This is a genomic window from Methylobacterium sp. 1030 (assembly GCF_040544715.1).
In the GTDB taxonomy this organism is placed as follows: domain Bacteria; phylum Pseudomonadota; class Alphaproteobacteria; order Rhizobiales; family Beijerinckiaceae; genus Methylobacterium.
In genome coordinates, this window is sequence record NZ_JBEPKM010000004.1 from 175,864 (window position 1) to 201,538 (window position 25,675).

The following is a 25,675-nucleotide window of genomic DNA, read 5'->3' on the forward strand; positions in this document are numbered from 1 at the left end:
TCGGAGGTTACTGGCCGCCGAAGGCCCGGAGCGGCTGGCCGGCCTCGGACCGCGGCTTCATCGTGGCCGTGCCCGTCGCCTCGTCCAGGGACGTGACCCTGGGTCCGACGACGGAGCGCAGCTCGGTCTCGAACGCGTCGAGGGCGTCGTTCAGGCGGTCCATCAGGGAGCCCGGCGCGTCTCCGGCCGGCGACGCGGCCGCCTGGGCGAGCGCGTCGCGGACCCGGCCGGCGAGCTCCTGCGTGAGCGGCGGCTTCGCGTCGGCGCAGTAGGCGTCCGTCACGATGGCGGCCCAGTCCGCCGCGGAGGATGCGTCGCCCATGCTCAGGCCTGCGCGATCGAGGGACGGTTGAAGTCGTGCATGGCGTGCCCGTTCGGGTCCGTTGGCGTGGCGCTCGCTCGTGGCATACCAAATGGCAGCCGTTATAGCGGAGGTGTTATATCGTTTTTGAAGTCGTTTCAATTTGCGTGACGCCGGGGTCACGCGTCCCGGCGGCGCGGCCGACGCTTGCCCTGAGCCCTCGCGCGGGGCAGTGGGAACGGCACGAGAGGGGCTGTCAGCGGTGTCCGGCATGCGCGTAATCGGACTCGCCGGGTGGAGCGGGGCCGGCAAGACCAGCCTGCTGGTCCGGGCCATCCCCCTGCTCGTCGCCCGCGGGGTGCGGGTGGCGACCATCAAGCACGCCCATCACGACTTCGACACGGACTGGCCTGGGAAGGATTCCTACGAGCACCGCAGGGCGGGCGCGAGCGAGGTTCTGATCTCGTCGGGCCGCCGCTGGGCCCAGGTCCACGAGCTGCGCGACGAGCAGGAGGCGAGCCTCGGCCAGCTCCTGCGGCGGATCAGCCCGTGCGACCTCGTCGTCGTGGAAGGGTACAAGCGGGAGCCAATCCCCAAGATCGAGGTCCATCGCGCCGAGAACGGCCGCCCGCCCCTCCATCCGCTGGACACCACCATCGTGGGCATCGCGAGCGACGTCGCGTTTCCGGCCTCGGGCATTCCCGTCGTAGATCTGAACGACGCGGCGGCGGTGACGGGGCTGATGCTCGACGTGGCCGTTCCCTTCGAAGACGTCCTCGGGAGGCTCTAGCCGGATGGCCCAGCTCAGCGACGACTGCTTCGCGTTCGGCGGTCCTCTGATGACCATCGAGGACGCGCACGCGCTGTTCGGCGAGCGGCTCGCAGCGATCGTCGGCACCGAGGACGTTCCCGTCCCGGACGCCGACGGGCGCGTCCTGGCCGAGGATTGCGTCGCGCCCATCGACGTCCCGCCGTTCCCCAACTCGGCCGTCGACGGTTACGCGGTCCGTTTCGCGGACCTGCGCGCCTCCGATGCGACGATCCTGCCGGTCGGCGCGGTCGTCGCGGCCGGCGCCTCCCCCGAAGGCGTGTCGGTGGCGGGCTCGGCCGCCCGGATCTTCACCGGGGCCCCGATGCCGGCGGGGGCCGACACCGTCTTCATGCAGGAGGACGTCCAGGTCCTGCCCGACGGCCGGGTGTCCCTGCCGCTCGGGCTGAAGCGGGGCGCCAACAGCCGCGACGCCGGCGAGGACGCGGCGAAGGGCTCGACGATCATCGCGGCCGGCCGGCGTCTCCGGCCGCAGGACCTGGCCCTGGCGACCGCGGTCGGCCTGCGCACGCTGAAGGTCCGCCGCACCCTGCGGGTCGGCGTGTTCTCGACGGGCAACGAACTCGTCGAGCCCGGGTCGCCCCTGGGGCCGGGCGCGATCTACGACTCGAACCGCGTCCTGCTGCTCGCTCTTCTCCGGCGGATGGGCGTCGCGGCGCGCGACCTCGGCGTCATCCGCGACGACCCGGCGGCCCTCGCGGCCAGGCTCTCGGCGGCGGCCGCCGAGCACGACGTGATCCTGACTTCGGGCGGCGTGTCGACCGGCGACGAGGATCACGTGAAGACCGCCGTCGAGAGCATCGGGCGCCTCGTGTTCTGGCGGCTGGGGATCAAGCCGGGACGGCCGGTCGCGATGGGCATGATCGACGGCAAGCCGTTCCTGGGCCTGCCGGGCAACCCGGTGGCTGTCTACGTCACCCTGCTGTTCGTGGTGCGGCCGCTCCTCGCCCGGCTCGCCGGCGAGGCCTACGCGCCGTCGCGCGGATTCACCGTCAGGGCGGCCTTTCCCTATCGGAAGCGCGCGGGCCGCAGGGAGTTCGTCCGGGTCAGCCTCGCCCGGGACGCCGACGGCGCCTGGGAGGCCCGGAAGTTCCAGCGCGACGGCGCGGGCATGCTGTCATCGCTCACCGAATCCGACGGCCTCGTGGAGCTGGAGGATGACCGGACCGAGGTCGTGCCGGGCGACGCCGTGCGGTTCCACCCGCACGGGGCCCTCTGGTAGCGGGGCCGCGCTCAGGGCCTCACGAGACGCGGACCGCGCCCCAGCATTGCCGGGCTCGCGCATCCGTTATATCAAATCTGCTATATCGCTTGTGATGGGCCGTGCGAGCGGCCGCTCGATCGGCGGGCTTGAGCAACGATGTTCGATGGTGTCTGGCGGAGCCAAGCCGGCGCGGAACTCCGCCTCCTCCAGATGGGCGAGGCGGTCTCCGGGACCTACACCGCCGCCGATCCCGGCTTCGCGCAGACGCATCGAAGCCGCATCCTCGTCGGCACGGCCGAGGGCGACATCATCGGCTTCGTGACCAGCACGTCGTCGCCCCAGGAGATCACGGCCTGGACCGGGCGCCTCGTCCGGACCGACGAGAAGACGGCCGAGGCGATCCACGCGGTCTTCCACGCCGTCGAACGGTCCTCGCAGCCGAAGGCCGTGGCCGATCACGTCGCGCTCGAGACGACCATCTTCTCGAAGGTCGAGAACGCCTGTTCGTGAAGCCAGGGTCGCGTCCCTCCTCGATGGGGTCCCGAGGAACGGGGGCGACCGTGGCGCGAGGAGCGGTCGGCGCATGCGTGATCGGCGACGGCTCTAGATGAACGGCGCGTCGGCTTCGAGGCCCAGAAGGATGCGGCCGGTCGGCACGAGCAGCCGGTCCTGATAATGCATGTGCTGGCAGGCCGCGTAGACATCGCGGAGCTGGCGCGCGAACGGCAGGTCTTCGAGGACGGCGGAACTGCCGGCCGCCTCGTACATGCTCGTGACCACCTGCTTCCCGACATGGCCCGCGTACCAGCAGGCCCGCCGAAGCTTGGCCTGCCACGCGAGCGTTATCGGACGGCCGTTCTCGGCTTCCCACCAGAATTCGGAGACCGTGTCCCGGGCGAAGGCGCGCGCGGCTTCGAGGCTCGTCTCGGCACGCGCGATCGCGACCTGGACATCCTCGCGAAGTCTCAGGGGCACCTTGCCGCCATGCGGCGTCTTCGTCTGCGCGAGATCGATGAACGCGTCGATCGAGGCCCGGGCGATCCCGAGCGGAACACCGATGGCGGCGATCGCGGCCGCCGATGCCATGGGCAGCATGTAGAGGGGCCTTCTGTCGCGAGGCATCATGAGGCTCGCGCCGTCGATGGTCTGCGCGTTCGGCACCCAGATGTCGGTGCACGCGACGTCGTGACTCCCGCTGGCCCGGAGCCCCCCGGCATTCCAGTTGCCGACGACCTCGACATCCTTCGAGGCGATGAAGACGCCGCGCAGCGACGGCCGCCCGTTCTCGTCGAGCTTCGGCCGCTCGCCCTCGATCTCCACACACATCAATGCGGACACGGAACTGTAGCGGCAGAAGCTCGCCCAGGACCAGCGTCCGTTGATCCGCCAGCCGGATCCATGGCGAACCGCTGTTCCCGTCGGCTGGCCGCTCCCGCTGCCCGCGAACTTCCTGCCGGCAGGGATGAGCGAACGCATCACGTCCGCGTCGATCAGGTCGGCGAAGCGTGACGCGCCCCCGGACGAGATCGCGGCGCACCAGGCGACCGAACCGTCGAGTTCCGCCAGAGCTTCGATCGCCGCCAGGACGCTCAGCGGATGCGCTTCAGGACCGCCCAGGCCCCGCGGAAGCCAGAGCTGCGCGAGACCGGCGTCGATGAGCGCCTCTGCGACCGGCTCCGGCAGGTCCGGGCCGACAGCGAGGGCCGACCGGTGCTCCGCGATGAGGGGCCGAAGCGCCGCGACGGTCGCGAGAAACGCCGCGTCCGGATCTCCGGCTCGCGCGGCAGGGCGGATCGAGGGGGCGACACCGTTCATTCTCAGACCTCATGACTGTCCGAGATGCATAGTAAGTTCGGTGATCGACCGCTTTCGTGTCTGTCGGAAGAGTTTTTGGTTACGATCGTAACTGGGGCGCCGTCAGACGATATTATCTGCCGGTCGGGACGCGGTAGATCGCGCTGTAACGGTTGTCGTTGAATTTTCTCGCGCTGGATCCGAGATGATGATGCTCGAATGCTTCGGGTGGACGGTCTCGTGATCGCGGAAGCCGCTGACCAACGTTGACGGATCGCGCGCGCATCCTAGGACACCGGCATCTCGATGCGGCAGCGCACGCCGTCGCGGTCCAGCGCGTACTCGACCGTGGCGCCCAGGGCATATGCCAGCGCCTCCTGGATCAACTCGGTCCCGTAGCCGCGGCGGGTGACGCGCGCCGCCTGCGCGGGCAGGCCGCTCTCGATCCAGCACAGGGCCAGTCGGCGGCGCTCGCGCCGGTCGCGCACGATCTCCCAGGTGACGCTGAGATGGCCGGTCCCGGTCTTGAGCACCCCGTGCTTGACCGCGTTGGTCGTCAGCTCGTGGACGGCGAGGGCGAAGTTCTGCACCTGTCGCGCGGTCAGGTGCACCTCGGGGCCGGCGACGGTCATGCGGTCGGTCGCGCCGTCGACGTAGGCGGCCAGCTCGGCGCGCACCAGCGCGCCCACCTCGACCGAGTCGCTGCCGTACTGGCTGAGCAGGCCCTGCGCGCGGCTGAGCGCCTGCAGCCGCGCCTCGAACGCCTCGACCGAGCTGCCCTGCCGCAGTGTCTTGCCCGCCACGGCGCTGACGACGCCGAGGAGGTTGCGCGTGCGGTGCTGCAGCTCGTTGATCAGCACTTCCTGGCGCGCCAGCAGCCTGTGGTGGTCCGTGACGTCAATGTTCACCCCCGACCACTTGCGGATCGACCCGTCGGGGTTCGTGATCGGCACCGCGCGGACGTTCGACCACCGCCAGGACGCGCTCGGGGCGTGCCACAGGCGATACTCGTGATCGACCGCCGTCCGCGTCGCGACGGCCTGCCGCCACTTCGCTTCCGTGAGCGCCCGGTCGTCCGCGTGGATCGCGTGGATCCAGCCGCGCCCGAGCCACTCGTCCGGGCGCTGCCCGGTGAACGCGCGCCAGCCCGGGCTGTCGACCTCGATGAGGCCCTCGGCCGAGGCCTCCCAGCTGAACTGACCGAACCCCTCGACCAGCCCGCGGAACCGCTCCTCGCTCGCGCGCAGATCGTCCTCCACCCGCTTGCGCGCGGTCACGTCGCTGGCGGCGCCGAACCATTCGCGGATCTCGCCGTCATCGTCGAGCAGCGGCACGGCCCGGGACAGCGCCCAGCCCAGGCTCCCGTCCGCCTGCCGGACGGGGTGCTCCAGCTCGAACATCGTCTTGGATCGGATCGCCCGCTGGATGGCCTCGCGCAGGCGCGGCTGGTCGGCCGGATCGATGTAGGCGCTCAGCCAGTCGTCGTTCGGGGTGACGGTGTCGGCCAGGAAGCCGCGGCCCTCCAGGACCCGCAGCTCGCTCCAGTCCGGGCTCATGCGGTAGATGACGTCCGAGCTGGCCGTGACGAGGGCGCGGAACCGCTCCTCGCTCGCGCGCAGCCGATCCTCGGCGCGCTTGCGCTGGAGGATGTCCTTGAACAGGACCGCCACCTGCCGCCGCTCCGGCGCCCCGATGGGGAAGGCGTAGACCTCGTACCAGCGCCCGAGCGCGTCGGCGCGGTCCTCGAAGCGTTCCGCCTTGCCGGTTCGGACGATCCGGCCGTAGGTCTCGAACCAGTGCGGCTCGAGGTCGGGCGCCAGCGCCCGGACCGTCCGGCCCACCGCGTCGCGGAGCCCGGTCTGCTGCTCGAAGGCCGCGTTCACGGACAGGAAGCGGTAGTCGACCGCCCGCCCGGCCGCGTCGAACAGGACCTCGATGGTGCAGAAGCCCTCGTCGATGGCGTCGAAGAGGTGGCGGTACCGGGCCTCGCTCGTGCGCAGCTTGGCCTCGGCGCGCAGGCGCTCACCGATCTCGAAGCCGGTCATGTGGACGGCCATGACCTTCCCGTCGGCGTCGCGCACGGGCACGAGGAGCGCGTCGAAGACGTCCTCCGCGGCGCCCTCGCCGCGGGTGTCCAGCGGCTGCCCGGCCACCTGCACGGCCTCGCCCGCGAAGGCGCGCGCGTAGAAGTCCGCGACCGTCGCCCCCCCCTCCGGGAACGTGCGCGCGAGCGGCCGGCCGAGACCCTCGGGGTGCCGGGCGCCGTAGAGCCGGGCGGCGGCGTCGTTGTAGATCAGGAGGCGCTCGGGCCCGCAGACGAGGGACGCGACCAGCGGGCTGGCGAGCACCTGCTCGACCATCACCTTGAGGCGCTCCGGCCAGCGGGCGGCCGGCCCCAGCGGCGTCCGCTCCCAGCCGAAGTCGCGGATGCGCGCGGCCATCTCGCCGTCGCCCTGTGGCCATGCCGACACTGATACGCCGCCTCGGTGATGTCGCGCGCCAGCATGTCCGCTCGCGGCGCGCGCAGCAACGTTCAGGCCCGATCGGACGACGAAATCTTCGTTCCGCCGGGCGATGACAGCATTCGCAGAGACCGGCTCAGGCCGTCTCGGATCGCGCGAGGCCCAGCTGCTCCTCCACGCACCGACGCATCACGAATTTCTGGATCTTTCCGGAGACCGTCATCGGGAAGGCGTCGACGAACTGGATGTATTTCGGGATCTTCTGATGCGCGATCTGCCCCGCGCAGAACGCGCGCACCGCCGGCTCCGACAGGGTCTCGCCGTCGCGCAGCCTGATCCAGGCGCACAGCTCCTCCCCGTATTTCGGGTCGGAGACCCCGAAGACCTGGACATCCTGGATCTGCGGGTGCCGGAAGAGGAACTCCTCGATCTCGCGCGGATAGATGTTCTCGCCGCCGCGTATGACCATGTCTTTGATCCGCCCGACGATGTTGCAGTAGCCCTCCGCATCCAGCGTCGCGAGGTCGCCTGTGTGCATCCATCCGGCGTCGTCGAGGACCTCCGCGGTCCGCGCGGCGTCGCCCCAGTAGCCGAGCATGACCGAGTAGCCGCGCGTGCACAGCTCGCCGCGCGTCCCCCGAGGGGTCACGCGCCCCTCGGGATCCACGATCTTGACCTCGAGATGCGGGTGGATCCGGCCGACGGTCGTGACGCGCCGCTCCAGCGGGTCGTCGCTCGAGCTCTGGAAGCTCACCGGGCTGGTCTCGGTCATGCCGTACGCGATGGTGACGTCGCGCATGTTCATCTGCTCCACGACTCGGCGCATCACCGCGATCGGGCACGGCGCGCCCGCCATGATCCCGGTCCGCAGGGAGCGGAGATCGAATTGCGCGAACTCGGGATGGTCGAGCTCGGCGATGAACATGGTCGGCACGCCGTAGAGCGCGGTGCAGCGCTCGGCCTGCACGGTCTCCAGCGTCGCGCGCGGGTCGAAGCCCTCGCCCGGAAACACCATGGCGCAACCGTGGGTCAGGGCCGCGAGATTGCCCATCACCATGCCGAAGCAATGGTAGAGCGGCACCGGGATGCAGATCCGATCCTCGGCGGTCAGCCGCATCGCGCGGCCGACGAAGTGGCCGTTGTTGAGGATGTTGTGGTGGGTCAGCGTCACGCCCTTCGGGGCGCCCGTCGTGCCGCTGGTGAACTGGATGTTGGCCGCGTCGTCGAACTGCATCGCGTCGGCGAGGTCGCGCAGGGCGCCGGTGCCGGCCGCGTCGCCCCGGGCCGCGACCGCGTCGAACGGGACCGTCCCCGGGGCCGGCGGTCCGCCGATCTGGATCACCGTGCGCAGGTGCGGCAGGCGGGCGGCGGACAGCCGGCCCGGCCCGGAGGCGGCGAGTTCGGGGGCCAGGGTGTCGAGCATCCCGAGATAATCGCTGGTCTTGAACGCCGTCGCCGTCACCAGAGCGGTGCAGCCGACATTGTTGAGCGCGAATTCCAGCTCCGACAGCCGGTAGGCCGGGTTGATCGTCACCAGGATCAGCCCCGCACGGGCGGCGGCGAACTGGGTCAGCACCCACTCGGCGCGGTTGAGCGACCAGATCCCGATACGGTCGCCGGGCCGAAGGCCGAGGGCGAGCAGGCCGGCCGCGAAGGCGTCGGCTTGGTCCCTCAGCTCGCGCCAGGTCCATCGGACGCCCTGGGCGTGCGCGACCAGCGCCAGGTGATCCGGCCACGCCGCGGCGGCGCGATCCAGGGCCTGGCCGATGGTCAGGCCGAGCAGGGGCTCGCCGATCGCCCCGTGGACATAGCTCACCGCCCGGTCGCTCATGTCGTCCTCCCTCGTTCCTCCGAACGCGCGCGCCGCCGCGGCGCTGTCCGAGGCCGCCCTTCGATCAGGGTGTCGGCGGCGGCGCGGCGGCCAGCGCGCGGGCGACCTTCGAGGCCGGCTCCCGGCCGAGCCGGGACGCGATCGACCGCCCGGCCGCGGCGAGGGCATCGAGATCGATCCCGGTCTCGATGCCCATGCCGCGCAGCATGTAAACGACGTCCTCGGTGGCGACGTTGCCGGCGGCCCCCGGCGCGTAGGGGCAGCCCCCGAGGCCCGCCACCGCGGCGTCCACGGCCGACACGCCGAGTTCGAGGCAGGCGAGGATGTTGGCCAGGGCCTGCCCGTAGGTGTCGTGGAGGTGCAGGGCGATCGCCTGCAGCGGCACGTCGGCGGCCACCCGCTCGACCAGCCGCCGGGCCGCGCGCGGCGTCCCGGTCCCGATCGTGTCGCCGAGGGCGATCTCGTGGCAGCCCATCGCGTGGAGGGACGCGGCGACGCGGGCGACCGCCGCCGGCGCGACGTCGCCCTCGTAGGGGCAGCCCAGGACGCAGGAGACGTAGCCCCGCACCCGCAGGTCGTTCGCGCGCGCCGCCTCCAGCACCGGGGCGAAGCGGTCGAGGGTCTCGGCGATCGAGCCGTTGACGTTGCGCCGGGAGAAGCTCTCGGAGGCGGCGGCGAACACCGCGACCTCCCGGACGCCGGAGGCGAGGGCCCGCTCCAGACCCTGCAGGTTCGGGACCAGAACGGAATAGCCGACCTCGGGCCGGGGGCGCAGCCGCGCCAGAACCTCCGCGGTCTCGGCCATCTGCGGCACCCATCGGGGCGACACGAAGCTGCCGGCCTCGATGCGGGTCAGCCCGGCCTCGGCCAGGGCCTCGATCAGCGCCACCCTGGCGGCGATCGGCACCGGCGCGGGCTCGTTCTGGAGCCCGTCGCGCGGCCCGACCTCGACCACCTGCACCCGGGCCGGATAGCTCATGCGGGCCGCTCCTCCGCCGCTAAGGTGACGATCTCGGTGCCCTCCTCGACCATGTCGTCGACGGCGTGGCGGACCTCGGCGACGGTGCCGGCCTGCGGCGCGCGGAGGGTGATCTCCATCTTCATCGCCTCGATCACCGCGAGCGGCGCGCCCTTCTCCACGGCATCGCCGGGCCGCACCCAAAGCTGGGTCAGGCGGCCCGGCACGGGCGCCGTCACCCGGTCGCTGCCGGACGCCTCGGTCCGGGGCGGGGCGAGGGGATCGACGTGGACCAGCGTCGCGTTCCGGCCGCCGACGATCACCGTCAGCTCCGCGCCGCGGCGGACCGTGCGCAGCCGGCGCCAGACGCCGTCCAGCATCAGCCGCTCGCCCTCGGCGTCCTCGGCGAGCGCCGCCAGGACGGTGCCGCCCGGCAGGTCGAGGCGGGCGCTGCCGTCGGGGCGGGGGCATGCCCGCACGGTGAAGGGCGGCGCGTCGCCGTGGCGGAACTGCAGGTCCTGGTAGCCCGCCCCGTTCATCCGCCACGCATCCGGATCGGCCCAGGGCGACCACGGGTCGCCGCTCGCCCGCGCCTGCGCGGCGACGGCCGCGAGCCGGTCGCGCAGGACGGTCAGGGCGGCGGCGGCCCAGAGCGCGGGATCGACCGCACCGGTCGCTCGCGGCGCCAGCAGGTCGTCGGCGTGGCGGGCGATGAAGCCGGTGTCGAGGTCGGCCGCGCGGTAGGCGGGGTGGCCGGCGACGGCGCGCAGGAGACTGAGATTGGTCGTCACGCCGACCACCTCGTAGGCGGCGAGCGCGGCCGCGAGCTGCCGGATCGCGGCCGCCCGGTCCTCGCCCCAGACGACCAGCTTGGCGATCATCGGGTCGTAATCCGGGGTGATCCGGTCGCCCTGCACGATGCCGGTCTCGACCCGCACCCGCCCCGGCACCTCCGGCGGCTGGCGCAGGTGGGCGAGGGTGCCGACCGCCGGCAGGAAATCGCGCGCCGGATCCTCGGCGTAGACCCGCGCCTCGATGGCGTGGCCGCGCAGGGCCAGATCCGCGGCGCCGAGCGGCAGCCGCTCGCCCGCGGCCACGCGCAGCTGCCACTCCACCAGGTCGAGGCCCAAGACCATCTCGGTCACCGGATGCTCGACCTGGAGCCGGGTGTTCATCTCCATGAAGTAGAAGGTCTCGCCCTCGGCGATGAACTCCACCGTGCCGGCGCCGACATAGCCGACCGCCCGCGCCGCCGCGACCGCGGCCTCGCCCATCCGCGCGCGCCGGACCGGATCCATCCCCGGGGCGGGCGCCTCCTCGATCACCTTCTGGTGGCGCCGCTGGATCGAGCAGTCGCGCTCGAACAGCGAGACGGTGTTGCCGTGGCTGTCGGCGAAGACCTGGATCTCGATGTGCCGGGGGCGGGTCAGGTACGCCTCGATCAGCACCCGGTCGTCGCCGAAGGACGCCCGCGCCTCGCGCTGCGCGCCGGCGAGCGCGGCCTCGAACGCCGCGGCGGCCTCGACGACGCGCATGCCCTTGCCGCCGCCGCCGGCCGAGGCCTTGATCAAGACCGGGTAGCCGATCCGGGCGGCCGCCTCCTTCAGCGCCCGGACATCCTGCGCGGCGCCGTGATAGCCCGGCACCAGCGGGACCCCGGCGCGCTCCATCAGCGCCTTGGCCTCGGCCTTGGAGCCCATGACGCGGATCGCCGCCGGGGGCGGGCCGACGAACACGAGGCCGGCCCCGGCGCAGGCGCCGGCGAAGTCCGCGTTCTCCGACAGGAAGCCGTAGCCCGGATGGATCGCCTCCGCCCCGGCGCGCCGGGCGACGTCGAGGATCCGCTCGGCCACGAGGTAGCTCTCGCGCGCCGGGGCGGGCCCGATCGGCCACGCCTCGTCGGCCATCCGGGTGTGTCGGGCGCCGGCATCCGCCTCCGAATAGACCGCGACCGTGCCGATGCCGAGGCGCCGGGCGGTGGCGATCACCCGGCAGGCGATCTCCCCGCGGTTGGCGATGAGGATCTTGCCGAACATGGCCGCCCCCTCAGTCCCGCCGCCACGGGGCTAAGCGCTTGTCGAGGAAGGCGGCGATGCCGGCCTGCCCCTCGTCCGAGGCTCGGCGCCGGGCGATGCGCCGGCCCGTCTCGCGCCCCAGGTCGGCGTCCACCGGCCGCCCCTCGCACAGGAAGACGAGGTCCTTGGCCTCGGCCTGCGCGCCCGGGGCGCCCCGGAGGATGTCGCGCAGCACCTCCGCGCCGGCCGCCTCCAGCCGGTCGTCGGGCACCACCTCGTGCACGAGGCCGATCGCCCGGGCGCGCTCGGCGGAGAAGACCTCCGCGGTCTGGAACAGGCGCCGGGCCCAGCGCGGGCCGATCGCGTTGACCACGTAGGGGCCGATCGTCGCCGGGATCAGGCCGAGCCGCACCTCGCTCAGGCAGAACCGCGCGCTCTCGGCCGCGATGGCGATATCGCAGCAGGCGGCGAGCCCGACGCCGCCGCCGTAGGCCGCCCCGTGCACGAGGGCGAGCGTCGGCTTCGGCAGCCGGTCGAGACTGTGCATCAGCCCCGCGAGCCCGGCGGCGTCGGCGAGGTTGCTGTCGAAGGACTGGCCGGCGATCCGGCGCATCCAGGCGAGGTCGGCGCCCGCCGAGAAGCTCTGGCCGGCGCCCGCCAGGACGACCGCCCGGATCCCGGGAGCGGCGCCCAGCCGGTGCAGGGACGCGGTGAGGGCGGCGATCAGGCCGTCGTCGAAGGCGTTGTGCTGCTCCGGACGGTTGAGCGTCAGGGTGGCGACCCCGCGTTCGTCGACCGTCTCCAGCAAGGTGCCGCTCATCCCGCGCCTCCTACATCCGGAACAGGCCGAAGCGGGTCTCGGGAATCGGCGCGTTGAGGCTCGCCGAGAGACCGAGCGCCAGGACGCGGCGCGTGTCGGCCGGGTCGATCACCCCGTCGTCCCAGAGCCGGGCGCTGGAATAGTAGGGGTGGCCCTGCTCCTCGTACTGCGCCCGGATCGGCGCCTTGAACGCCGCCTCGTCCTCCGCCGACCACGTGCCGCCGCGGCCCTCGACACCGTCGCGCCGGACCGTGGCCAGGACCGAGGCGGCCTGCTCGCCGCCCATCACGCCGATCCTCGCGTTCGGCCACATCCAGAGGAAGCGCGGCCCGTAGGCCCGCCCGCACATGCCGTAATTGCCGGCCCCGAAGCTGCCGCCGATCAGGACGGTGAATTTCGGCACCGCCGCGGTCGCGACGGCGGTGACCATCTTGGCCCCGTCCTTGGCGATGCCGCCGGCCTCGTAGCGCCGGCCGACCATGAAACCGGTGATGTTCTGGAGGAACACCAGGGGCACGCCGCGCTGGGCGCAGAGCTCGACGAAGTGGGCGCCCTTCAGGGCACTCTCCGAGAACAGGATGCCGTTGTTGGCGACGATCCCCACCGGGTAGCCCCAGATATGGGCGAAGCCGCAGACCAGGGTCTGGCCGTAGAGGTGCTTGAACTCGTCGAAGTCGCTGCCGTCCACCAGCCGGGCGATGACCTCGCGCACGTCGTAGGGCGTCCGGCGGTCGGCCGGCACCGCCGCGTAGATCTCCTCGGCGGCGTAGCGCGGCGGCTCGGGCTGCCGCGGCGCGAGCGCGGGGCGCTTCACCGCGTTCAGGTTGGCCACGATGCGGCGGGCGATGCCGAGGGCGTGGGCGTCGGTCTCCGCCATGTGGTCGGTCACGCCCGAGATCCGGGCGTGCACGTCGGCGCCCCCGAGTTCCTCGGCGCTGACCACCTCGCCGGTCGCGGCCTTCACCAGCGGCGGCCCGCCGAGGAAGATCGTGCCCTGGCCGCGGACGATGATCGACTCGTCGCACAGCGCCGGCACGTAGGCGCCGCCGGCGGTGCAGGAGCCCATCACCACGGCGATCTGGGCGATGCCCTGCGCCGACATCGTCGCCTGGTTGTAGAAGATGCGGCCGAAATGGTCCCGGCCCGGGAAGACCTCGTCCTGGCTGGGCAGATGCGCGCCGCCGCTGTCGACGAGGTAGAGGCAGGGCAGCCGGTTCTGCTGCGCGATCTCCTGCGCCCGGAGGTGCTTCTGCACCGTCATCGGGAAGTAGGTGCCGCCCTTCACGGTCGCGTCGTTGGCGACGATCACGCACTCGCGCCCCGCGACGCGGCCGATGCCGGTGACGATCCCGGCCGAGGGGACCTCGCCGCCGTAGAGGCCGTGCCCGGCGAGCTGGCCGATTTCCAGGAAGGGCGAGAACGGGTCGATCAGCGCCCGGATCCGGTCCCGGGGCAGGAGCTTGCCGCGGGCGCGATGGCGCTCCCGCGCGGCCTCCCCGCCGCCGAGGCGGACGCGGTCGGCGGTCGCGCGCAGGTCCGCCACCAGGGCGCGCATGGCCTCGGCATTGGCACGGGCCTCGGGCGCGCGCGGATCCAGAGCGGATTCGATCACCGGCACGGCGCCCGCTCCCCGCTCAGGCCGTCTCGGCGAACAATTCGCGGCCGATCAGCATCCGCCGGATCTCGCTCGTGCCGGCGCCGATCTCGTAGAGCTTGGCGTCGCGCAGCAGGCGGCCGGTCGGATAGTCGTTGATGTAGCCGTTGCCGCCGAGCGCCTGGATCGCGTCGAGGGCCACCGTGGTCGCGCGCTCGGCCGCGAACAGGATCGCGCCCGCGGCGTCCCGGCGCGTCGCCCGCCCCCGGTCGCAGGCCCGCGCCACCGCGTAGACGTAGGCCCGGGCGGCGTTCGTCGCCGTGTACATGTCGGCGATCTTGCCCTGCATGAGCTGGAACTCGCCGATCGGCCGACCGAACTGCCGGCGCTCGTGGAGGTAGGGCAGGACGACGTCGAGGCAGGCGCGCATGATGCCGAGCGGCCCGGCGGCCAGCACGGCGCGCTCGTAGTCGAGGCCCGACATCAGCACGCCGACGCCGCGCCCGACCGCGCCCAGGACGTTCTCCTCCGGTATCTCGCAGTCCTGGAACAGCAGCTCGCAGGTGTTCGAGCCGCGCATGCCGAGCTTGTCGAGCTTCTGCGCGGTGGAGAAGCCGGGAAAATCCTTCTCGACCAGGAACGCCGTGATCCCCCGCGGACCGGCCTCGGGATCCGTCTTGGCGTAGACCACCAGGACGTTGGCGTCGGGACCGTTGGTGATCCACATCTTGGTGCCGTTCAGGACGTAGCGGTCGCCGCGCCTGTCGGCCCGCAGCCGCATGGAGACGACGTCGCTGCCGGAGCCCGGCTCGGACATCGCGAGCGCGCCGACATGCTCGCCCGCGATCAGCTTCGGCAGGTAGCGCTGCTTCTGCGCCTCGGTGCCGTTGCGGCGGATCTGGTTCACGCAGAGGTTGGAATGCGCGCCGTAGGACAGCCCGACCGAGGCCGAGGCCCGGCTGATCTCCTCCATGGCCACGGCGTGCTCGAGGTAGCCCATGCCGGCGCCGCCATAGGTCTCCTCGACGGTGACGCCCAGAACGCCGAGGGCGCCGAGCTTGCGCCAGAGGTCCGCGGGAAACGCGTTGCTGGCATCGATCGCCGCCGCGCGGGGGGCGATCTCGGCGCGCGCGAAGCGCTCCACCTCGGCGCGCAGGGCGTCGGCCGTCTCGCCCAGGCCGAAGTCGAAATCCTGCAGGCCGATGGGCATCGCGCGTCTCCTCGCCTGAGAATCGGGCACTCGCCTCTTTGAAACGAACGTACGTTCGTTAAGCGAGGCTGGCAAGGCGATTTACGAACGGTTGTTCGTTAGCCTATAGCGAGGATCGGCGTGAGCATTCCCCGGTGTCTGTTGCGCTCTGAACTTTCTTCGGAGTGTCTTCGTGGGTCGCACCGCCGGATCGAACGGGCCGCGCACGGCCGCCGCCATCCGCCGGGCCGGGCTTCGGCTCATCTATCGCCACGGCTACGAGGCGATGACCCTGCGCGCCCTGGCCGCCGAGGTCGGGATCCAGGCGGCCTCGCTCTACAACCACATCCGCAGCAAGCAGGATCTGCTGTTCGACATCGTCCGCGACCACATGGAGACGCTGCTGGCGCGGACCGACGCGGCGCTGGCGACGGCGACCGGCACCCCGACGGACCGTCTCCGCGCCTTCGTGGCGCACCATGTCACGTACCATCTCGAGAAGAAGCAGGAAGTCTTCATCGCGAATTTCGAGCTGCGCTCGCTCGACCCGCCGCATTACGCGGCGATCGTCGCCCTGCGCCGGGCCTACGAAGACCGATTGGTCGCGCTGCTCGAGCGGGGATCGGAGGCGGGGGAGCTGGACGTCCGGGATGCGCGGGTCGCCGGCTACGCAATCCTCGGGATGCTCACCAGCGCCTGCACGTGGTACCGGCCCGACGGCCGGATGACCAAGGCGGAGATCGTCGCCCTGCACACCGACATGGCGCTGCGGGGTTGCGTCAGGCGTCAGCCATAGACCCCGTCGCGCCGGGGAACGGCGGTCGCCTCAGATCAGGCCGCCCGGCGGTGCGGCGGTGAGAGTCCTGCCGGCCCGCGTGACGAGCTTGGCGAAGGCCAGCGCCGCCGCCGAGGCCTGGGCTTCCGAGGGGAAGGTGCGGTCCGATGTCAGGACCGGCATCTGCGTCGTATCGAGGAGGACCCAGGTCCACAGACGGGTGTCGGTCGCGCGGATCTCGAAATGCATGGCGAACTCGTCGGGCAATGGCACATGCCCGCACAATGCGCCGCGAAAAGGCCTGACGCGTTAAGAGCTTGACTGGCGCAACAACCTGCGTCGGCGCGCACCGGCCTTGCCCCCGACATCCTCGCAGATCACAGGCGGGAACCTGCGCCGCCCAGGGCGGATCTCGCCACGGTCGGCCCCGACTTGGCATGCCAGCTTGGCTTTATCCGGCCATTCGATGCTACCCTCGCGCGGTCGGCATGCCGTGCCGACGGCGTGAGCAGGAGCGACATGGTAGAGCGGTACCATTTCCGCCTGAGGGGGCCGGACGAGGTCATCGAGGACGAGGAGGGCGTGCTGGCAAACTCGATCGAGATCGCCGTGGCCGAGGCGACGCAGCTGATCGCCGAGATGCACGCACGGGGCGAGTTGCCCGATCCCGACGAGCGCTGGTGCGTGGAGATCCACACCACCGACGGTGTCGTGCTTCGTTCCCTTCAGCTGTACTGAGCGCTGGGCGCGGGGCGCGGGAGCTTGCGCAGGATCAGGCGGATGTGTTCGCGGAGGGTGATCGCCTCCGGCGGCGGACCGGCACCCGGAGGCTCGACCGCTATCTCCGGACCACCCAGCACCGAGGCGTACATCGAGCTCTCCACGCTTTTCGCGAGCAGTAACCATCAGCCGTAGCAAACCGTTGCAAGCATCATAAGTCAGGTTTCGCCCTACAGGACGCGGCCGCTTCTACGTCGACAGGGGCACCCGGCTCGATGGGCGACTTTCGGATATGAAGTCTCTCGCAGACGAGGCACATATTTCGGCGGCCGCGAGGCCGGCTGAGTCAGGTATTCGCCTGGACAGGTCGGCGCGGCACTGGAGGCGCGTGCCGCATCGGTCGAGGACGAGGCTGCGGCGGCACACGCTGATCTCGGCGACGGCGCCGGAAGCCCGGCAAGCGCGGCGATGACTTGCCGGATCGGTGACCGAAGCGTCCGGCTGGGGTCGCGCAGGGTTGGCCTCGTGCGCCGCGTACGCGGTCGGGAGGTCGACAGCGCCGCCGGCGAGCCGGATTTGTCGAAAGGGTCGCAGGCGTCGGAAAATCCCCGGCCACGCTGAAACAGGCGACCCGGCGATGCAGTTGCCGCTGCATGTCAGGACCTCGCCCCATCGCCGTCCTCGCCGAGGACGAAGAGTTCAGCCGCCTCGTCGCGGCCGACATGCTGACGGCGTTGGGGTTCGAGGTGCTGGAGGCGGAACACGCCCAGGGCGCGCTCCAGCATCTGGAGGCATGTGACGGGGCCGTCCTGCTCTACACCGACATCAACATGCCCGGCACGATGGACGGCCGCGCGCTCGCGCACGCCGTCCGGGCACGCTGGCCGGAGACCCGGATCATCGTCTGCTCGGGCTGCGATCCGCGCGAGGCGACCGCGCTGCCCGAGGAGGCCCATTTCATCGCCAAGCCCTGTGGGGAGAAACTGGTGCGCAAGGCGCTCAAGGCCCTGCACCTGCACTAGGGCCGCTCCCGACCGGGTCGGGCGAGGGGGCATGTCGCGGCTGTCTCGACCGGCGACACCTGTCCTCCAGCCGTCGCAGCACGGTCGAGAACGGCCCGCGCTGCGCTGTCTGGGCGGCCTCAGCTCGCGAGGAAGGCGGCCAGCCCGGCCAATCCCGAGAGGGAAGCGCGGCTTTCCTCCAGGCACCGCGCGTTCAGGTCCGCGGCCAAACCGTCGAGCTTGGCCTGGAGCAGGCCGATGCTGGCCGGGGACAGGTTGCCGGGGAGCAGGACGATCACGTCGCCTTCGTCGAGGTGTATCGTCTCGCGGATCGCAGCATCAGCCATCGGAGCCTCCACCGGGAATACTGATCTCTCGGCCTGTCGGTAAGCTCTCACGGGCCGAGGCCGCCGACCGTGCTCCGGCGCACGCCCTCGAACACTGACTCGCATCCGTGGCGATCCGGGGAGATCCGCGCCGGCGTCCCGCGGACAGGACCGTCCGGCTACGCCCGAGCGCGCCGCGCCAGCGCTCGCCCGACCTCGAAGAGCGCCAGATCCGACACCTGTTGCAGCCGCTGGTGGCCCATCGCGACGATCGCCGCGCGCGCCTGCAGGAGGTGATCGACCGCGATGATCATTGGGTCGTCCGCCGGCAGATCGCCCGCCGCGCTCGGAAGGAAGGGGCCGCGGTGGCTGTCCGTGGTGTCGATGATGATGCCGCGACCGCGCATCCGTCCCGCCGGATCGGGCGTGAGGCTGCCACGGTCGAGAACCCATCGAACCTCGCCGCCGTCCGTGAGGACGCGGTACTCGGCCGAGACGGGGCCGCCGGTCCGGCGCACCCGGGCGATGCGCGCGAAGACCCAGTCGCGATCGTCCGGATGGGTGCATCGAAGGGCGATCTCGATGGGCAGCGGGCGCCCGGCCAGGGTCGCATCCCCGGCGAGCAGCGCCGCCGTCCCCTCGTCGAGGAGGGATTGTCCCGCCGACACGTCCGCTGTCCAGGCGCCGACATAGCCGGCCGCGCGCAATGCAAGATCAGCCGTAGTCTGCAACAGCCTGGCCTCCTCCGGCGCAAATCGGTTCGCACAAACCCGATCTCTGGTAGCGATATACCAAAATCGATAATCGGTACCAGTATCATACCGCCCGTACCGGAAATTTGGCAACTTCTAGTATCTGCGTGACCCGCAGATATACAACTCTCTGCAGCAGATCGTGTCGGCCAGGATCGGCGCGACGCGCGGCAAGAACTCCTCGGCGCCGCCGCAACAATGTGTCAGTGCTCCCGGCGACCCGACAGCGCCGTCATCGATCGAAGCGCGCCGCGGCACCCCGCTCTGCTATGTCGGCGGGACAGGTGATCGCGGGCCGCCTTCACCCCGTCGACGGGACGCGGGTCCACTGCGGGCGCGTCGGGCGCATCCGATCGGATCGGCCTGTTCCGGGGGCGCGCCCAAGGGCCTCCTTGTGGCAACGCCCGAACTTCGACAAACCCGGACGGAGCTATCGAGGACGGGCGCCCATGATCATCCGCCACACCCGCAGGCTGCAGCGATCGGGCGAGGCGGTCGCGAGCCGCGATGGTCGGCTCGTCGCGCCTGCCCCGACGGAGCCCGACTGGGATGTCCTGGGTCTGATCGATCTCGGCGGGCGCGTCACGGTGGTCGCGCTCCTGGGTCCGAACGACGCGCGCGCGTTCCGATTCCTGAACCCGGACGGCACACCGCTGGCGTCCTGCGCTGCGGATTTCCTCGCCGCGCCGTGGGACGGCGCCGGCCCGCTCGACTGGCAGGCCGAGGCGCTCCACACCGACGACGGCGACGCGTCGAACACGCGGGCCATGATCGAGGATCTCCACCTCCTGATCGAAGCCCTCGCGCGCGCGGCTGCCGCGAGCCCGGAGCACGCTGTCCGGGTCGTCACGGGCGGCGGTTCCGATCCGCGGGCGCAGGCGATGCACGCGGCGCTGGCACGCCTCAACGCCGCACCGGCGGGGGCTCCGCCCCACCTGCCCGAACTGGTGACGAAGGCGATCGTCGCGCGCGGCGGCCAGGAGACGGCCCATCCGGACGGCGGCGATCTGCGCTTCTCGATCTACCTGCCCATGCCGGGCTTCCGCTTTGTCGGCTACGCGGCGGACCGGAACGAGACGCTGTGCACGCTGATCGGCAAGAACTCGCGCCTCGCATCGGCCCTGCTGGACGTTCGCGCGAACACGGCCTACGCCCGGCCGAACCTGGGAAGCGTCGGGTTCGACGCCGCGACCCTGGTGCAGGTCCGGTTGTGGCGGCAGTACCTCCTGCCGGCGCTGATCGACGGCGCGGCGCGGTCGACGCGCGTCGGGGTGGTCTTCGAGCACGCGCACATCAGTCACGCCATCTGGAACGAGCTGGCCGCGGTCGACGACGTGCTGTCGCTCGGTCGCGCGCCGGCGGTGTTCCTGTTCGCGAGCTGCAACGAGCCGATCTCTCCGGTCGACGCCGTCTTCCCGGAGCTCGCCGGGCAGGTGTATCGCGGGATCGAAGGCCCGCTGCCCCTGCTGCAGGCTGCCGTCGCCGGCGCGGCGACCTTCCTGCCCTTCCGGTCCTACCGCGTGAGCCAGCGACTGGCGGATCGTCTCGCGGCCCTGGCGCGGAGCGCGGAACCCGCTCTCGATGCCCGCCTGACGGACGCGGCGCGCCGGGCCACGATCGTCCTGATCGGGCTGCGCCTGGAGAACCGCCAGTGGGTCCGGCAGCTCGACGGCTACGTGGCGCTGATCCGACGCCTCGGCCGGCGGCGCGGCGAGAGATTCCTCGTCATCGTCGACGGGCACAACACGCTCGCGGGCACTGCGGGCGGCTACGTCGAGAGCTACTGCGAGAGCCTCGTGCCCGCGGAAGGGAGCGTGCCATCCATCGTCCGGAAGGAGCTCGACCTGATCGGGGCGCTCCGCGCACGGGTCGCCGATGTCTCCAACGTGGAGTTGCTGCCGCTCGTGCCCTGCTCGATGGGGGCGAGCCTCGTGGCCGCGCTCCACACCGACCTGTTCGTGACGCATTTCGGGGCCGGGCTCGCCAAGTATAAGTGGGTCGCCAACGCGCCCGGATGCGTCATATCGAGCCGATCCGTGCTCAGCGGGAAGGACGATCTGCGCATCTACGACACCGAGATCTTTCGCGAGAACGTGTCGGCCTGTCACTACTTTCCCGCCGAGCGGGTGACGGACCTCGACACCTCGACCAACGCCCTGCATGTCCCCGGCAGCCGGGAGCGCGAGGATTTCGATCTCGACCTCGAAGAGTTCGCCAGCTTCGTCGAGCGGAAACTGCCCGAGCGGCGCGCCGCGCGCCCGCACTGGCTGAGACGGCTCACCCTCTTCGGGACCCGCGCCGCCACCGACGCGGCCAGGCTCTGAGCGCCAGGAGCATCACGGATGAGCGATCGGATCCTGATCACCGGCGGCGGCGGCTTCATCGGCTCGCACCTCAGCGAGCGCCTGCTGGAGCAGGGCCACGAGGTGCTCTGCGTCGACAACTTCTTCACGGGCCGGAAGAGCAATATCGCCCACCTGTTCGACAATCCGCGCTTCGAGCTCATACGGCACGACGTCACGCACCCGCTCTTCGTCGAGGTGGATCGGATCTACAATCTCGCCTGCCCGGCATCCCCGATCCACTACCAGTTCGACCCGGTCCAGACGACCAAGACCAGCGTCATGGGGGCGATCAACATGCTGGGGCTGGCGAAACGGCTCCGCGTGCCGATCCTCCAGGCCTCGACCTCGGAGGTTTACGGGGATCCGCTCGTGCACCCGCAGCCCGAGGGCTACTGGGGGAACGTCAATCCCCTCGGCCCGCGCTCCTGCTACGACGAGGGCAAGCGCTGCGCCGAGACCCTGTTCTTCGACTATCACCGACAGCACCGCGTCCCGATCAAGGTGGTGCGGATCTTCAACACCTACGGCCCGCGCATGCATCCCAGCGACGGGCGGGTCGTCTCCAACTTCGTCGTCCAGGCCCTGCGCGGCGCGCCGATCACGATCTTCGGCGAAGGGCATCAAACTCGCTCGTTCTGCTACGTCGACGACCTGGTCCTGGGGCTGCAGGCGATGATGGCCACCGACGCGGAGATCACCGGCCCCGTCAATCTGGGAAACTCGGACGAGTTCACCATCCGGCAGCTCGCCGAACTCGTCGTCGACTTGTCGGGCTCGCGCTCGAAGCTCGTGCACGCCCCGCTGCCGGTGGACGACCCGCGCCAGAGGCGGCCCGACATCGCCCTGGCCGCGCAACTCCTCGACTGGCGCCCGACCGTGCCGCTGCGGGACGGGCTCATGAGAACCATCGCGTATTTCGAGACGCTGCTGGCCTCGGAGCCGATCGGGCCGCGCTGATCCGGCGCGCGTAACGGCGAGATCGGCCGTCCCGACGTGTCTCGGCGGGATCGGTCCTGACCGACCGCCGGCCGCTCCGGGCGAGCGGCCGTGCGCGCTCGAGGCGCCCGCGGCGGCCGACCCGGGCCAAGCCCCTATCGCGGACCGGCAGCCTCTGCGGCGGGGCCGGCCTCCGCCGCGTAGGCGTTGATGATGCCCATCAGCAGGCCGGGAAAGCGCGCCTCCACCTCGGCCCAGCGGGAATGGTTGCGCACCTCGACGCCGTGACGCTCGCTGCGGATCAACCCGGCCTCGCGCAGGACCTTGAAGTGGTTGGACAACGAGGATTTCGGGATGACGCGGTCCCCGAGCGCCGACACGGCCGAGCAGGCCTCGACGCATCCCGCCCGCATGATCCTGGCGAAGATGGCCGCGCGGCTCGGGTCGGCGAGGGCGTGCAGGATGGCCTCGGGTCGCACGTCCTCGATGGCGGGGTGAAACAGCGGTCTCATCTTTCGTCCATATGGGGTCTTGAACGACGCTCCGTTAGTTCCGAAGTTCCGAACTATGGGACTCAGGCCGCCATCCCGCGGCCGGCCCATGTCGGAGATAGGACACATGTCGAAGCTTGCGGGCAAGGTCGCCGTCGTGACCGGGGCATCGAAGGGCATCGGTGCGGGGATCGCCAAGGCGCTGGCGCGGGACGGCGCCGCCGTGGTGGTGAACTACGCGTCCAGCAGGGCAGGGGCCGACGCCGTCGTGGCCGCGATCACGTCCGCCGGCGGCAGGGCCGTCGCGGCCCAGGGCGACGTGTCCCGAGCGTCCGAGGCGCAGGATGTGATCGAGGCCGCGATCCGCGCGTTCGGGCGGCTCGACGTGCTGGTCAACAATTCCGGCGTCTACGAGTTCGCGGCGATCGAGGAGGTCACCGAGGAACACTACCGCCGCCAGTTCGACGTCAACGTGCTCGGCGTCCTGCTGGCGACGCGGGCGGCCGCGAAGCATCTCGGCGAGGGCGGGAGCATCGTGAACGTCTCCTCGGCGATCACGCACGTCCACACGCCGGCGGCGGCGGTCTACGCGGGGACCAAGGGGGCGGTGAACGCCATATCGGGGGTGCTCGCCAACGAGCTGGCCCCGCGCAAGATCCGCGTGAACGTCGTCAGCCCGGGCTACGTGGTGACCGAGGGCACGCACGCGGCCGGGATCTCCGGCTCGGAGATGGAGGCCGGGATGGTCGCGCAGACGCCCCTCGGCCGGGCCGGCGAGCCGGACGACATCGCCACCGTCGTGGCCTTCCTCGCCTCCGACGACGCGCGCTGGCTCACCGGCGAGAACATCACGGCCAGCGGCGGCATCCGCTGATCCACGGCGCCGGCCCCTGCGCGCGTGTCGGTGCCCGACCGCGTGCCGGGGCAGCGTCGCGGAGACAACGACGCGACGACGACGCGACGACGACGCGACGACGACGGCGCCTTCGTCCACGGGGGCGGCTAGGGTGGAGCGCCGCGCCGTCCATGTCGGTCGCGGTGCCTGCCGCAGGCAGAAGGGGAGGGGAGGGATGATCCGATCGAGATGGGGACTGGCCGTGCTCGCGGCGGCGCTCGTGACAGCGCTCGCGGCGGCATCGACCGCCAGAGCCGAGCCCGCCAACCAGGTGCTGGGGACGTGGCGCATGGTGTCCGCGCGGCTCGATCCGGAGGGGCGCAACGCGCCGGCCTACGGCGCGCGCCCGAGCGGGCTGCTGGTGTTCACGCGCGACATGCACTTCGTCGAGGTGCTCACGGACGCCGACATTCCCCGGTTCGCCTCGAGCGCGCGCGGTCAGGGGACAGCGGAGGAGAACCGGGCGGCCATGGCCGGCAGCATCGGGTTCTTCGGCACCTACACGGTGGACGCCGACGGCGCGTTCAGCGGCAACCGCGTCGAGGGCTCGACCTTCCCGAACTGGGTCGGCGACGTGCGCACGACCGAGCAGCTTCGCCTGACCGTCGAGGGGGACCGGCTGAGCGAGAGCTTCCGGCGCCCGGACGGTACGCGGATCGCCATCACGTGGGAGCGCGTCCGCTGAGCCGAAGCCGTGCGCGCGACCCGGGGCTTCGGCCCGGGAGGGCCGCGCAGGAGGGCCGCGCAGGAGGGCCGCCCCGACCGGGGGCGGGGCGGCCATCGGCGGATCGACGCGACGGAGCCCGCGTCCGGCGATCCGCCGCGGAGGTTCACGCGTTGGCGCCGCCGTCGACCGTGAGGGTGGTGCCGGTGATCTGGCGCGCGGCCGGGCTCGCCAGGAAGGCCACCGCGGCCGCGATATCGTCCGGCGTTCCGTAATGGCCGAGGGCGGTCATCGCCCGCTGCATGTCCGCCTGCGCCCCGTCGGACGGGTTCATGTCGGTGTCGGTCGATCCCGGCTGCACGAGGTTCACCGTGACGGCGCGCGGCCCGAGTTCGCGCGCCAGACCCCGCGTGAACGAGAGCAGGGCGGATTTCGACATGGAGTAGACCGTCACCCCGGGGAACGGGACCCGCTCCCCGAGGCAGGAGCCGATGGAGATGATCCGGCCGCCCTCCTTCAGGTGCGGGATGGCCGCCTGCGACGCCAGCACGACGGAGCGGACGTTGACGTCCAGGATGGCGTCGATGTCGGCGAGGCTCATCTCCGCGACGGGGCCGCCGCGGGCGATGCCGGCGTTGTTGACGAGGATGTCGAGCCCGCCGAGGCTCTCGGCCGCCTCGTCGACCGAGCGCTTCACCGCCGCGGCGTCGGCGCTGTCGGCCTGGATGGCGCGCCCGCGGCGGCCCTTCGCCTCGATGGCGCGGACGATCTCGGCCGCCCGCTCGGCGGACCGCTCGTACGTGATGGCGACGTCCGCGCCCCGGTCCGCGAGCGCCAGGGCGATGGCCGCACCGATGCCGCGTGATGCGCCCGTCACCAGGGCGCGCTTGCCTGCCAGCTCACTCACGTCCGCCTCTTTCTGTAATGAACAACACAGAAATGGCTAGATGCGTTGCCGGCCCGGGTCAAGCGGTTTATATAACGATCGATGCAAAAATCCGCTTCGATCCAGGCAGGGGACCAGGCAGGGGACCGGGCAGGGGACCGGGCCGCGCCCGCCCGCGGTCGCGGCCGGCCCCGCGCCTTCGACCGGGAGGCGGCGCTCGATCAGGCGATGCAGCTGTTCTGGCGCCGCGGCTTCGCCGCGACATCCATCTCGGATCTCACCGCGGCCATGGGGATCGGGTCGCCGAGCCTCTACGCGGCGTTCGGCTCGAAGGAGGCGCTCTACGCCGAGGCGCTGCGCCACTACGGCGACCGGTACGGCGGGATGGTCTGGGCCAACTTCGACGCTGCCGCATCGGCGCGCGAGGCCGTCGAGGCGCTCCTGATGGATTCGGCCGCCGCGCTCACCGGCGCCTGCGGCCGCATCGAGCCGCTCGGCTGCATGGTGACGCTCTCGGCTGCCGGCAGCGAGGGACAGGCGGAACTCGGCGCGTTGCTGCGCGCGGCCCGCGCCGAGGGACGCCGACGGGTCGCGGAGCGGCTCGCGCGCGCGGTCGCGGCGGGCGAGATCGGGGCCGCCGTCGACGTCGCCGCACTGACCCGCTTCGTGCTCACGGTGCAGAACGGCATGTCGCTCCAGGCCCGCGACGGCGCGACCCGGGAGGAGCTCGAGGCCGTCGCCCGGCTGACGATGGCGGGGTGGGACGCGCGGGTCGGGGGTGAGGGCGATCGACCCCTCCGGTGACGGTTCGGCACGCGCGGCCCGCCGGCGGCCCGATCGTCTGGGGAGGGCGCGCGGCGTCCTCAGGCGTCCGGCGGGAAGTCGGC

At 71.6% G+C, this 25,675-nt stretch carries 25 protein-coding genes; 11 read left to right on the plus strand and 14 right to left on the minus strand.

Annotated elements, in window-relative coordinates; translation table 11 throughout:
- Nucleotides 1–7: 7 nt before the first annotated feature.
- Nucleotides 8–322, minus strand: a complete 315-nt coding sequence (locus tag ABIC30_RS07195; protein ID WP_020094840.1) for a hypothetical protein — start codon at nt 320–322, stop codon at nt 8–10.
- Nucleotides 323–572: 250 nt separating this feature from the next.
- On the opposite strand from ABIC30_RS07195, the gene mobB reads away from it, so the two are divergent.
- From mobB to ABIC30_RS07210, 3 genes are all read left to right on the plus strand, one after another.
- Nucleotides 573–1,091: a molybdopterin-guanine dinucleotide biosynthesis protein B gene (gene mobB, locus ABIC30_RS07200; protein ID WP_042675035.1), complete on the plus strand. Its 519-nt coding sequence runs from the start codon at nt 573–575 to the stop codon at nt 1,089–1,091.
- Nucleotides 1,092–1,095: 4 nt separating this feature from the next.
- On the plus strand, nt 1,096–2,352 hold the full coding sequence (locus tag ABIC30_RS07205; protein ID WP_020094838.1) for a molybdopterin molybdotransferase MoeA: 1,257 nt from the start codon (nt 1,096–1,098) through the stop codon (nt 2,350–2,352).
- 138 nt (nt 2,353–2,490) lie between these two features.
- Nucleotides 2,491–2,844: an avidin/streptavidin family protein gene (locus tag ABIC30_RS07210; RefSeq protein ID WP_020094837.1), complete on the plus strand. Its 354-nt coding sequence runs from the start codon at nt 2,491–2,493 to the stop codon at nt 2,842–2,844.
- 93 nt (nt 2,845–2,937) lie between these two features.
- On the opposite strand, the gene ABIC30_RS07215 is transcribed toward ABIC30_RS07210, so the two are convergent.
- The 8 genes from ABIC30_RS07215 to ABIC30_RS07250 form a co-directional block, all read right to left on the minus strand.
- Nucleotides 2,938–4,149 (minus strand): acyl-CoA dehydrogenase family protein, encoded by a 1,212-nt coding sequence (locus tag ABIC30_RS07215; RefSeq protein ID WP_020094836.1) that lies wholly within the window; start codon nt 4,147–4,149, stop codon nt 2,938–2,940.
- 266 nt (nt 4,150–4,415) lie between these two features.
- Entirely contained in the window at nt 4,416–6,569 is a 2,154-nt protein-coding gene (locus ABIC30_RS07220) for a PAS domain-containing sensor histidine kinase (RefSeq protein WP_234083288.1), read from the minus strand.
- Nucleotides 6,570–6,726: 157 nt separating this feature from the next.
- Entirely contained in the window at nt 6,727–8,421 is a 1,695-nt protein-coding gene (locus tag ABIC30_RS07225) for an AMP-binding protein (protein WP_234083289.1), read from the minus strand.
- Nucleotides 8,422–8,485: 64 nt separating this feature from the next.
- Entirely contained in the window at nt 8,486–9,400 is a 915-nt protein-coding gene (locus ABIC30_RS07230; RefSeq protein ID WP_234083290.1) for a hydroxymethylglutaryl-CoA lyase, read from the minus strand.
- A complete protein-coding gene (locus ABIC30_RS07235; protein ID WP_354454545.1) occupies nt 9,397–11,415 on the minus strand; it encodes an acetyl/propionyl/methylcrotonyl-CoA carboxylase subunit alpha in 2,019 nt (672 codons plus the stop codon). Before ABIC30_RS07235 ends, ABIC30_RS07230 begins: the two co-directional genes overlap by 4 nt.
- A 10-nt stretch (nt 11,416–11,425) precedes the next feature.
- Nucleotides 11,426–12,214 (minus strand): enoyl-CoA hydratase-related protein, encoded by a 789-nt coding sequence (locus ABIC30_RS07240; RefSeq protein ID WP_091927628.1) that lies wholly within the window; start codon nt 12,212–12,214, stop codon nt 11,426–11,428.
- Nucleotides 12,215–12,224: 10 nt separating this feature from the next.
- The gene (locus ABIC30_RS07245) at nt 12,225–13,769 is read right to left on the minus strand and encodes a carboxyl transferase domain-containing protein (RefSeq protein WP_419512204.1); all 1,545 of its coding nucleotides are present in this window, start codon (nt 13,767–13,769) and stop codon (nt 12,225–12,227) included.
- A gap of 79 nt (nt 13,770–13,848) precedes the next feature.
- Nucleotides 13,849–15,018: an isovaleryl-CoA dehydrogenase gene (locus ABIC30_RS07250; RefSeq protein ID WP_354454548.1), complete on the minus strand. Its 1,170-nt coding sequence runs from the start codon at nt 15,016–15,018 to the stop codon at nt 13,849–13,851.
- Nucleotides 15,019–15,190: 172 nt separating this feature from the next.
- On the opposite strand from ABIC30_RS07250, the gene ABIC30_RS07255 reads away from it, so the two are divergent.
- A complete protein-coding gene (locus ABIC30_RS07255) occupies nt 15,191–15,793 on the plus strand; it encodes a TetR/AcrR family transcriptional regulator (RefSeq protein ID WP_020094829.1) in 603 nt (200 codons plus the stop codon).
- Between the two features lie 30 nt (nt 15,794–15,823).
- On the opposite strand, the gene ABIC30_RS07260 is transcribed toward ABIC30_RS07255, so the two are convergent.
- Nucleotides 15,824–16,021, minus strand: coding sequence for a hypothetical protein (locus ABIC30_RS07260; protein ID WP_020094828.1), 198 nt, complete (start codon nt 16,019–16,021; stop codon nt 15,824–15,826).
- A 270-nt stretch (nt 16,022–16,291) separates the two neighbouring features.
- Between ABIC30_RS07260 and ABIC30_RS07265 the strand changes: the two genes are divergently transcribed.
- Entirely contained in the window at nt 16,292–16,510 is a 219-nt protein-coding gene (locus tag ABIC30_RS07265) for a DUF6894 family protein (protein ID WP_020094827.1), read from the plus strand.
- Between the two features lie 635 nt (nt 16,511–17,145).
- Nucleotides 17,146–17,514, plus strand: a complete 369-nt coding sequence (locus tag ABIC30_RS07270) for a response regulator (protein WP_020094826.1) — start codon at nt 17,146–17,148, stop codon at nt 17,512–17,514.
- A 119-nt stretch (nt 17,515–17,633) separates the two neighbouring features.
- On the opposite strand, the gene ABIC30_RS07275 is transcribed toward ABIC30_RS07270, so the two are convergent.
- Together ABIC30_RS07275 and ABIC30_RS07280 are read right to left on the minus strand one after the other, a co-directional pair.
- Nucleotides 17,634–17,840 (minus strand): hypothetical protein, encoded by a 207-nt coding sequence (locus ABIC30_RS07275; protein WP_020094825.1) that lies wholly within the window; start codon nt 17,838–17,840, stop codon nt 17,634–17,636.
- 158 nt (nt 17,841–17,998) lie between these two features.
- The gene (locus ABIC30_RS07280) at nt 17,999–18,550 is read right to left on the minus strand and encodes a PAS domain-containing protein (protein ID WP_234083295.1); all 552 of its coding nucleotides are present in this window, start codon (nt 18,548–18,550) and stop codon (nt 17,999–18,001) included.
- Nucleotides 18,551–19,020: 470 nt separating this feature from the next.
- On the opposite strand from ABIC30_RS07280, the gene ABIC30_RS07285 reads away from it, so the two are divergent.
- Complete coding sequence (locus tag ABIC30_RS07285) at nt 19,021–20,895, plus strand: hypothetical protein (protein ID WP_354454552.1); 1,875 nt, start codon at nt 19,021–19,023, stop codon at nt 20,893–20,895.
- 18 nt (nt 20,896–20,913) lie between these two features.
- On the plus strand, nt 20,914–21,873 hold the full coding sequence (locus tag ABIC30_RS07290; protein ID WP_020094822.1) for a UDP-glucuronic acid decarboxylase family protein: 960 nt from the start codon (nt 20,914–20,916) through the stop codon (nt 21,871–21,873).
- 134 nt (nt 21,874–22,007) lie between these two features.
- Here ABIC30_RS07290 and ABIC30_RS07295 read toward each other — a convergent pair whose 3' ends face one another.
- A complete protein-coding gene (locus ABIC30_RS07295; RefSeq protein ID WP_020094821.1) occupies nt 22,008–22,364 on the minus strand; it encodes an ArsR/SmtB family transcription factor in 357 nt (118 codons plus the stop codon).
- 106 nt (nt 22,365–22,470) lie between these two features.
- Between ABIC30_RS07295 and ABIC30_RS07300 the strand changes: the two genes are divergently transcribed.
- Nucleotides 22,471–23,217 carry a glucose 1-dehydrogenase gene (locus ABIC30_RS07300; protein WP_020094820.1) on the plus strand — a complete coding sequence of 249 codons (747 nt, stop codon included), beginning with the start codon at nt 22,471–22,473 and terminating at the stop codon, nt 23,215–23,217.
- A 196-nt stretch (nt 23,218–23,413) separates the two neighbouring features.
- Complete coding sequence (locus tag ABIC30_RS07305) at nt 23,414–23,923, plus strand: lipocalin-like domain-containing protein (RefSeq protein WP_042675022.1); 510 nt, start codon at nt 23,414–23,416, stop codon at nt 23,921–23,923.
- A gap of 145 nt (nt 23,924–24,068) precedes the next feature.
- Here ABIC30_RS07305 and ABIC30_RS07310 read toward each other — a convergent pair whose 3' ends face one another.
- Nucleotides 24,069–24,809, minus strand: coding sequence for a glucose 1-dehydrogenase (locus ABIC30_RS07310; protein WP_020094818.1), 741 nt, complete (start codon nt 24,807–24,809; stop codon nt 24,069–24,071).
- 81 nt (nt 24,810–24,890) lie between these two features.
- Here ABIC30_RS07310 and ABIC30_RS07315 point away from each other — a divergent pair, with 81 nt between their 5' ends.
- The gene (locus ABIC30_RS07315; protein ID WP_502915829.1) at nt 24,891–25,592 is read left to right on the plus strand and encodes a TetR/AcrR family transcriptional regulator; all 702 of its coding nucleotides are present in this window, start codon (nt 24,891–24,893) and stop codon (nt 25,590–25,592) included.
- Nucleotides 25,593–25,675 lie beyond the last annotated feature (83 nt).

Excerpts from the sequence above, each read along its gene's own strand:
- ABIC30_RS07290 (WP_020094822.1), top strand. The coding sequence starts at position 20,914 with ATGAGCGATCGGATCCTGATCACCGGCGGCGGCGGCTTCATCGGCTCG.
- ABIC30_RS07245 (WP_419512204.1), bottom strand. The coding sequence starts at position 13,769 with ATGCGCGCCCTGGTGGCGGACCTGCGCGCGACCGCCGACCGCGTCCGC.
- ABIC30_RS07275 (WP_020094825.1), bottom strand. The coding sequence starts at position 17,840 with ATGGCTGATGCTGCGATCCGCGAGACGATACACCTCGACGAAGGCGAC.
- mobB (WP_042675035.1), top strand. The coding sequence starts at position 573 with ATGCGCGTAATCGGACTCGCCGGGTGGAGCGGGGCCGGCAAGACCAGC.
- ABIC30_RS07240 (WP_091927628.1), bottom strand. The coding sequence starts at position 12,214 with ATGAGCGGCACCTTGCTGGAGACGGTCGACGAACGCGGGGTCGCCACC.
- ABIC30_RS07220 (WP_234083288.1), bottom strand. The coding sequence starts at position 6,569 with ATGGCCGCGCGCATCCGCGACTTCGGCTGGGAGCGGACGCCGCTGGGG.
- ABIC30_RS07300 (WP_020094820.1), top strand. The coding sequence starts at position 22,471 with ATGTCGAAGCTTGCGGGCAAGGTCGCCGTCGTGACCGGGGCATCGAAG.
- ABIC30_RS07315 (WP_502915829.1), top strand. The coding sequence starts at position 24,891 with ATGCAAAAATCCGCTTCGATCCAGGCAGGGGACCAGGCAGGGGACCGG.
- ABIC30_RS07265 (WP_020094827.1), top strand. The coding sequence starts at position 16,292 with ATGGTAGAGCGGTACCATTTCCGCCTGAGGGGGCCGGACGAGGTCATC.
- ABIC30_RS07205 (WP_020094838.1), top strand. The coding sequence starts at position 1,096 with ATGGCCCAGCTCAGCGACGACTGCTTCGCGTTCGGCGGTCCTCTGATG.
- ABIC30_RS07250 (WP_354454548.1), bottom strand. The coding sequence starts at position 15,018 with ATGCCCATCGGCCTGCAGGATTTCGACTTCGGCCTGGGCGAGACGGCC.
- ABIC30_RS07230 (WP_234083290.1), bottom strand. The coding sequence starts at position 9,400 with ATGAGCTATCCGGCCCGGGTGCAGGTGGTCGAGGTCGGGCCGCGCGAC.
- ABIC30_RS07215 (WP_020094836.1), bottom strand. The coding sequence starts at position 4,149 with ATGAACGGTGTCGCCCCCTCGATCCGCCCTGCCGCGCGAGCCGGAGAT.
- ABIC30_RS07235 (WP_354454545.1), bottom strand. The coding sequence starts at position 11,415 with ATGTTCGGCAAGATCCTCATCGCCAACCGCGGGGAGATCGCCTGCCGG.
- ABIC30_RS07195 (WP_020094840.1), bottom strand. The coding sequence starts at position 322 with ATGGGCGACGCATCCTCCGCGGCGGACTGGGCCGCCATCGTGACGGAC.
- ABIC30_RS07260 (WP_020094828.1), bottom strand. The coding sequence starts at position 16,021 with ATGCATTTCGAGATCCGCGCGACCGACACCCGTCTGTGGACCTGGGTC.
- ABIC30_RS07305 (WP_042675022.1), top strand. The coding sequence starts at position 23,414 with ATGATCCGATCGAGATGGGGACTGGCCGTGCTCGCGGCGGCGCTCGTG.
- ABIC30_RS07270 (WP_020094826.1), top strand. The coding sequence starts at position 17,146 with ATGTCAGGACCTCGCCCCATCGCCGTCCTCGCCGAGGACGAAGAGTTC.
- ABIC30_RS07285 (WP_354454552.1), top strand. The coding sequence starts at position 19,021 with ATGATCATCCGCCACACCCGCAGGCTGCAGCGATCGGGCGAGGCGGTC.
- ABIC30_RS07210 (WP_020094837.1), top strand. The coding sequence starts at position 2,491 with ATGTTCGATGGTGTCTGGCGGAGCCAAGCCGGCGCGGAACTCCGCCTC.
- ABIC30_RS07295 (WP_020094821.1), bottom strand. The coding sequence starts at position 22,364 with ATGAGACCGCTGTTTCACCCCGCCATCGAGGACGTGCGACCCGAGGCC.
- ABIC30_RS07225 (WP_234083289.1), bottom strand. The coding sequence starts at position 8,421 with ATGAGCGACCGGGCGGTGAGCTATGTCCACGGGGCGATCGGCGAGCCC.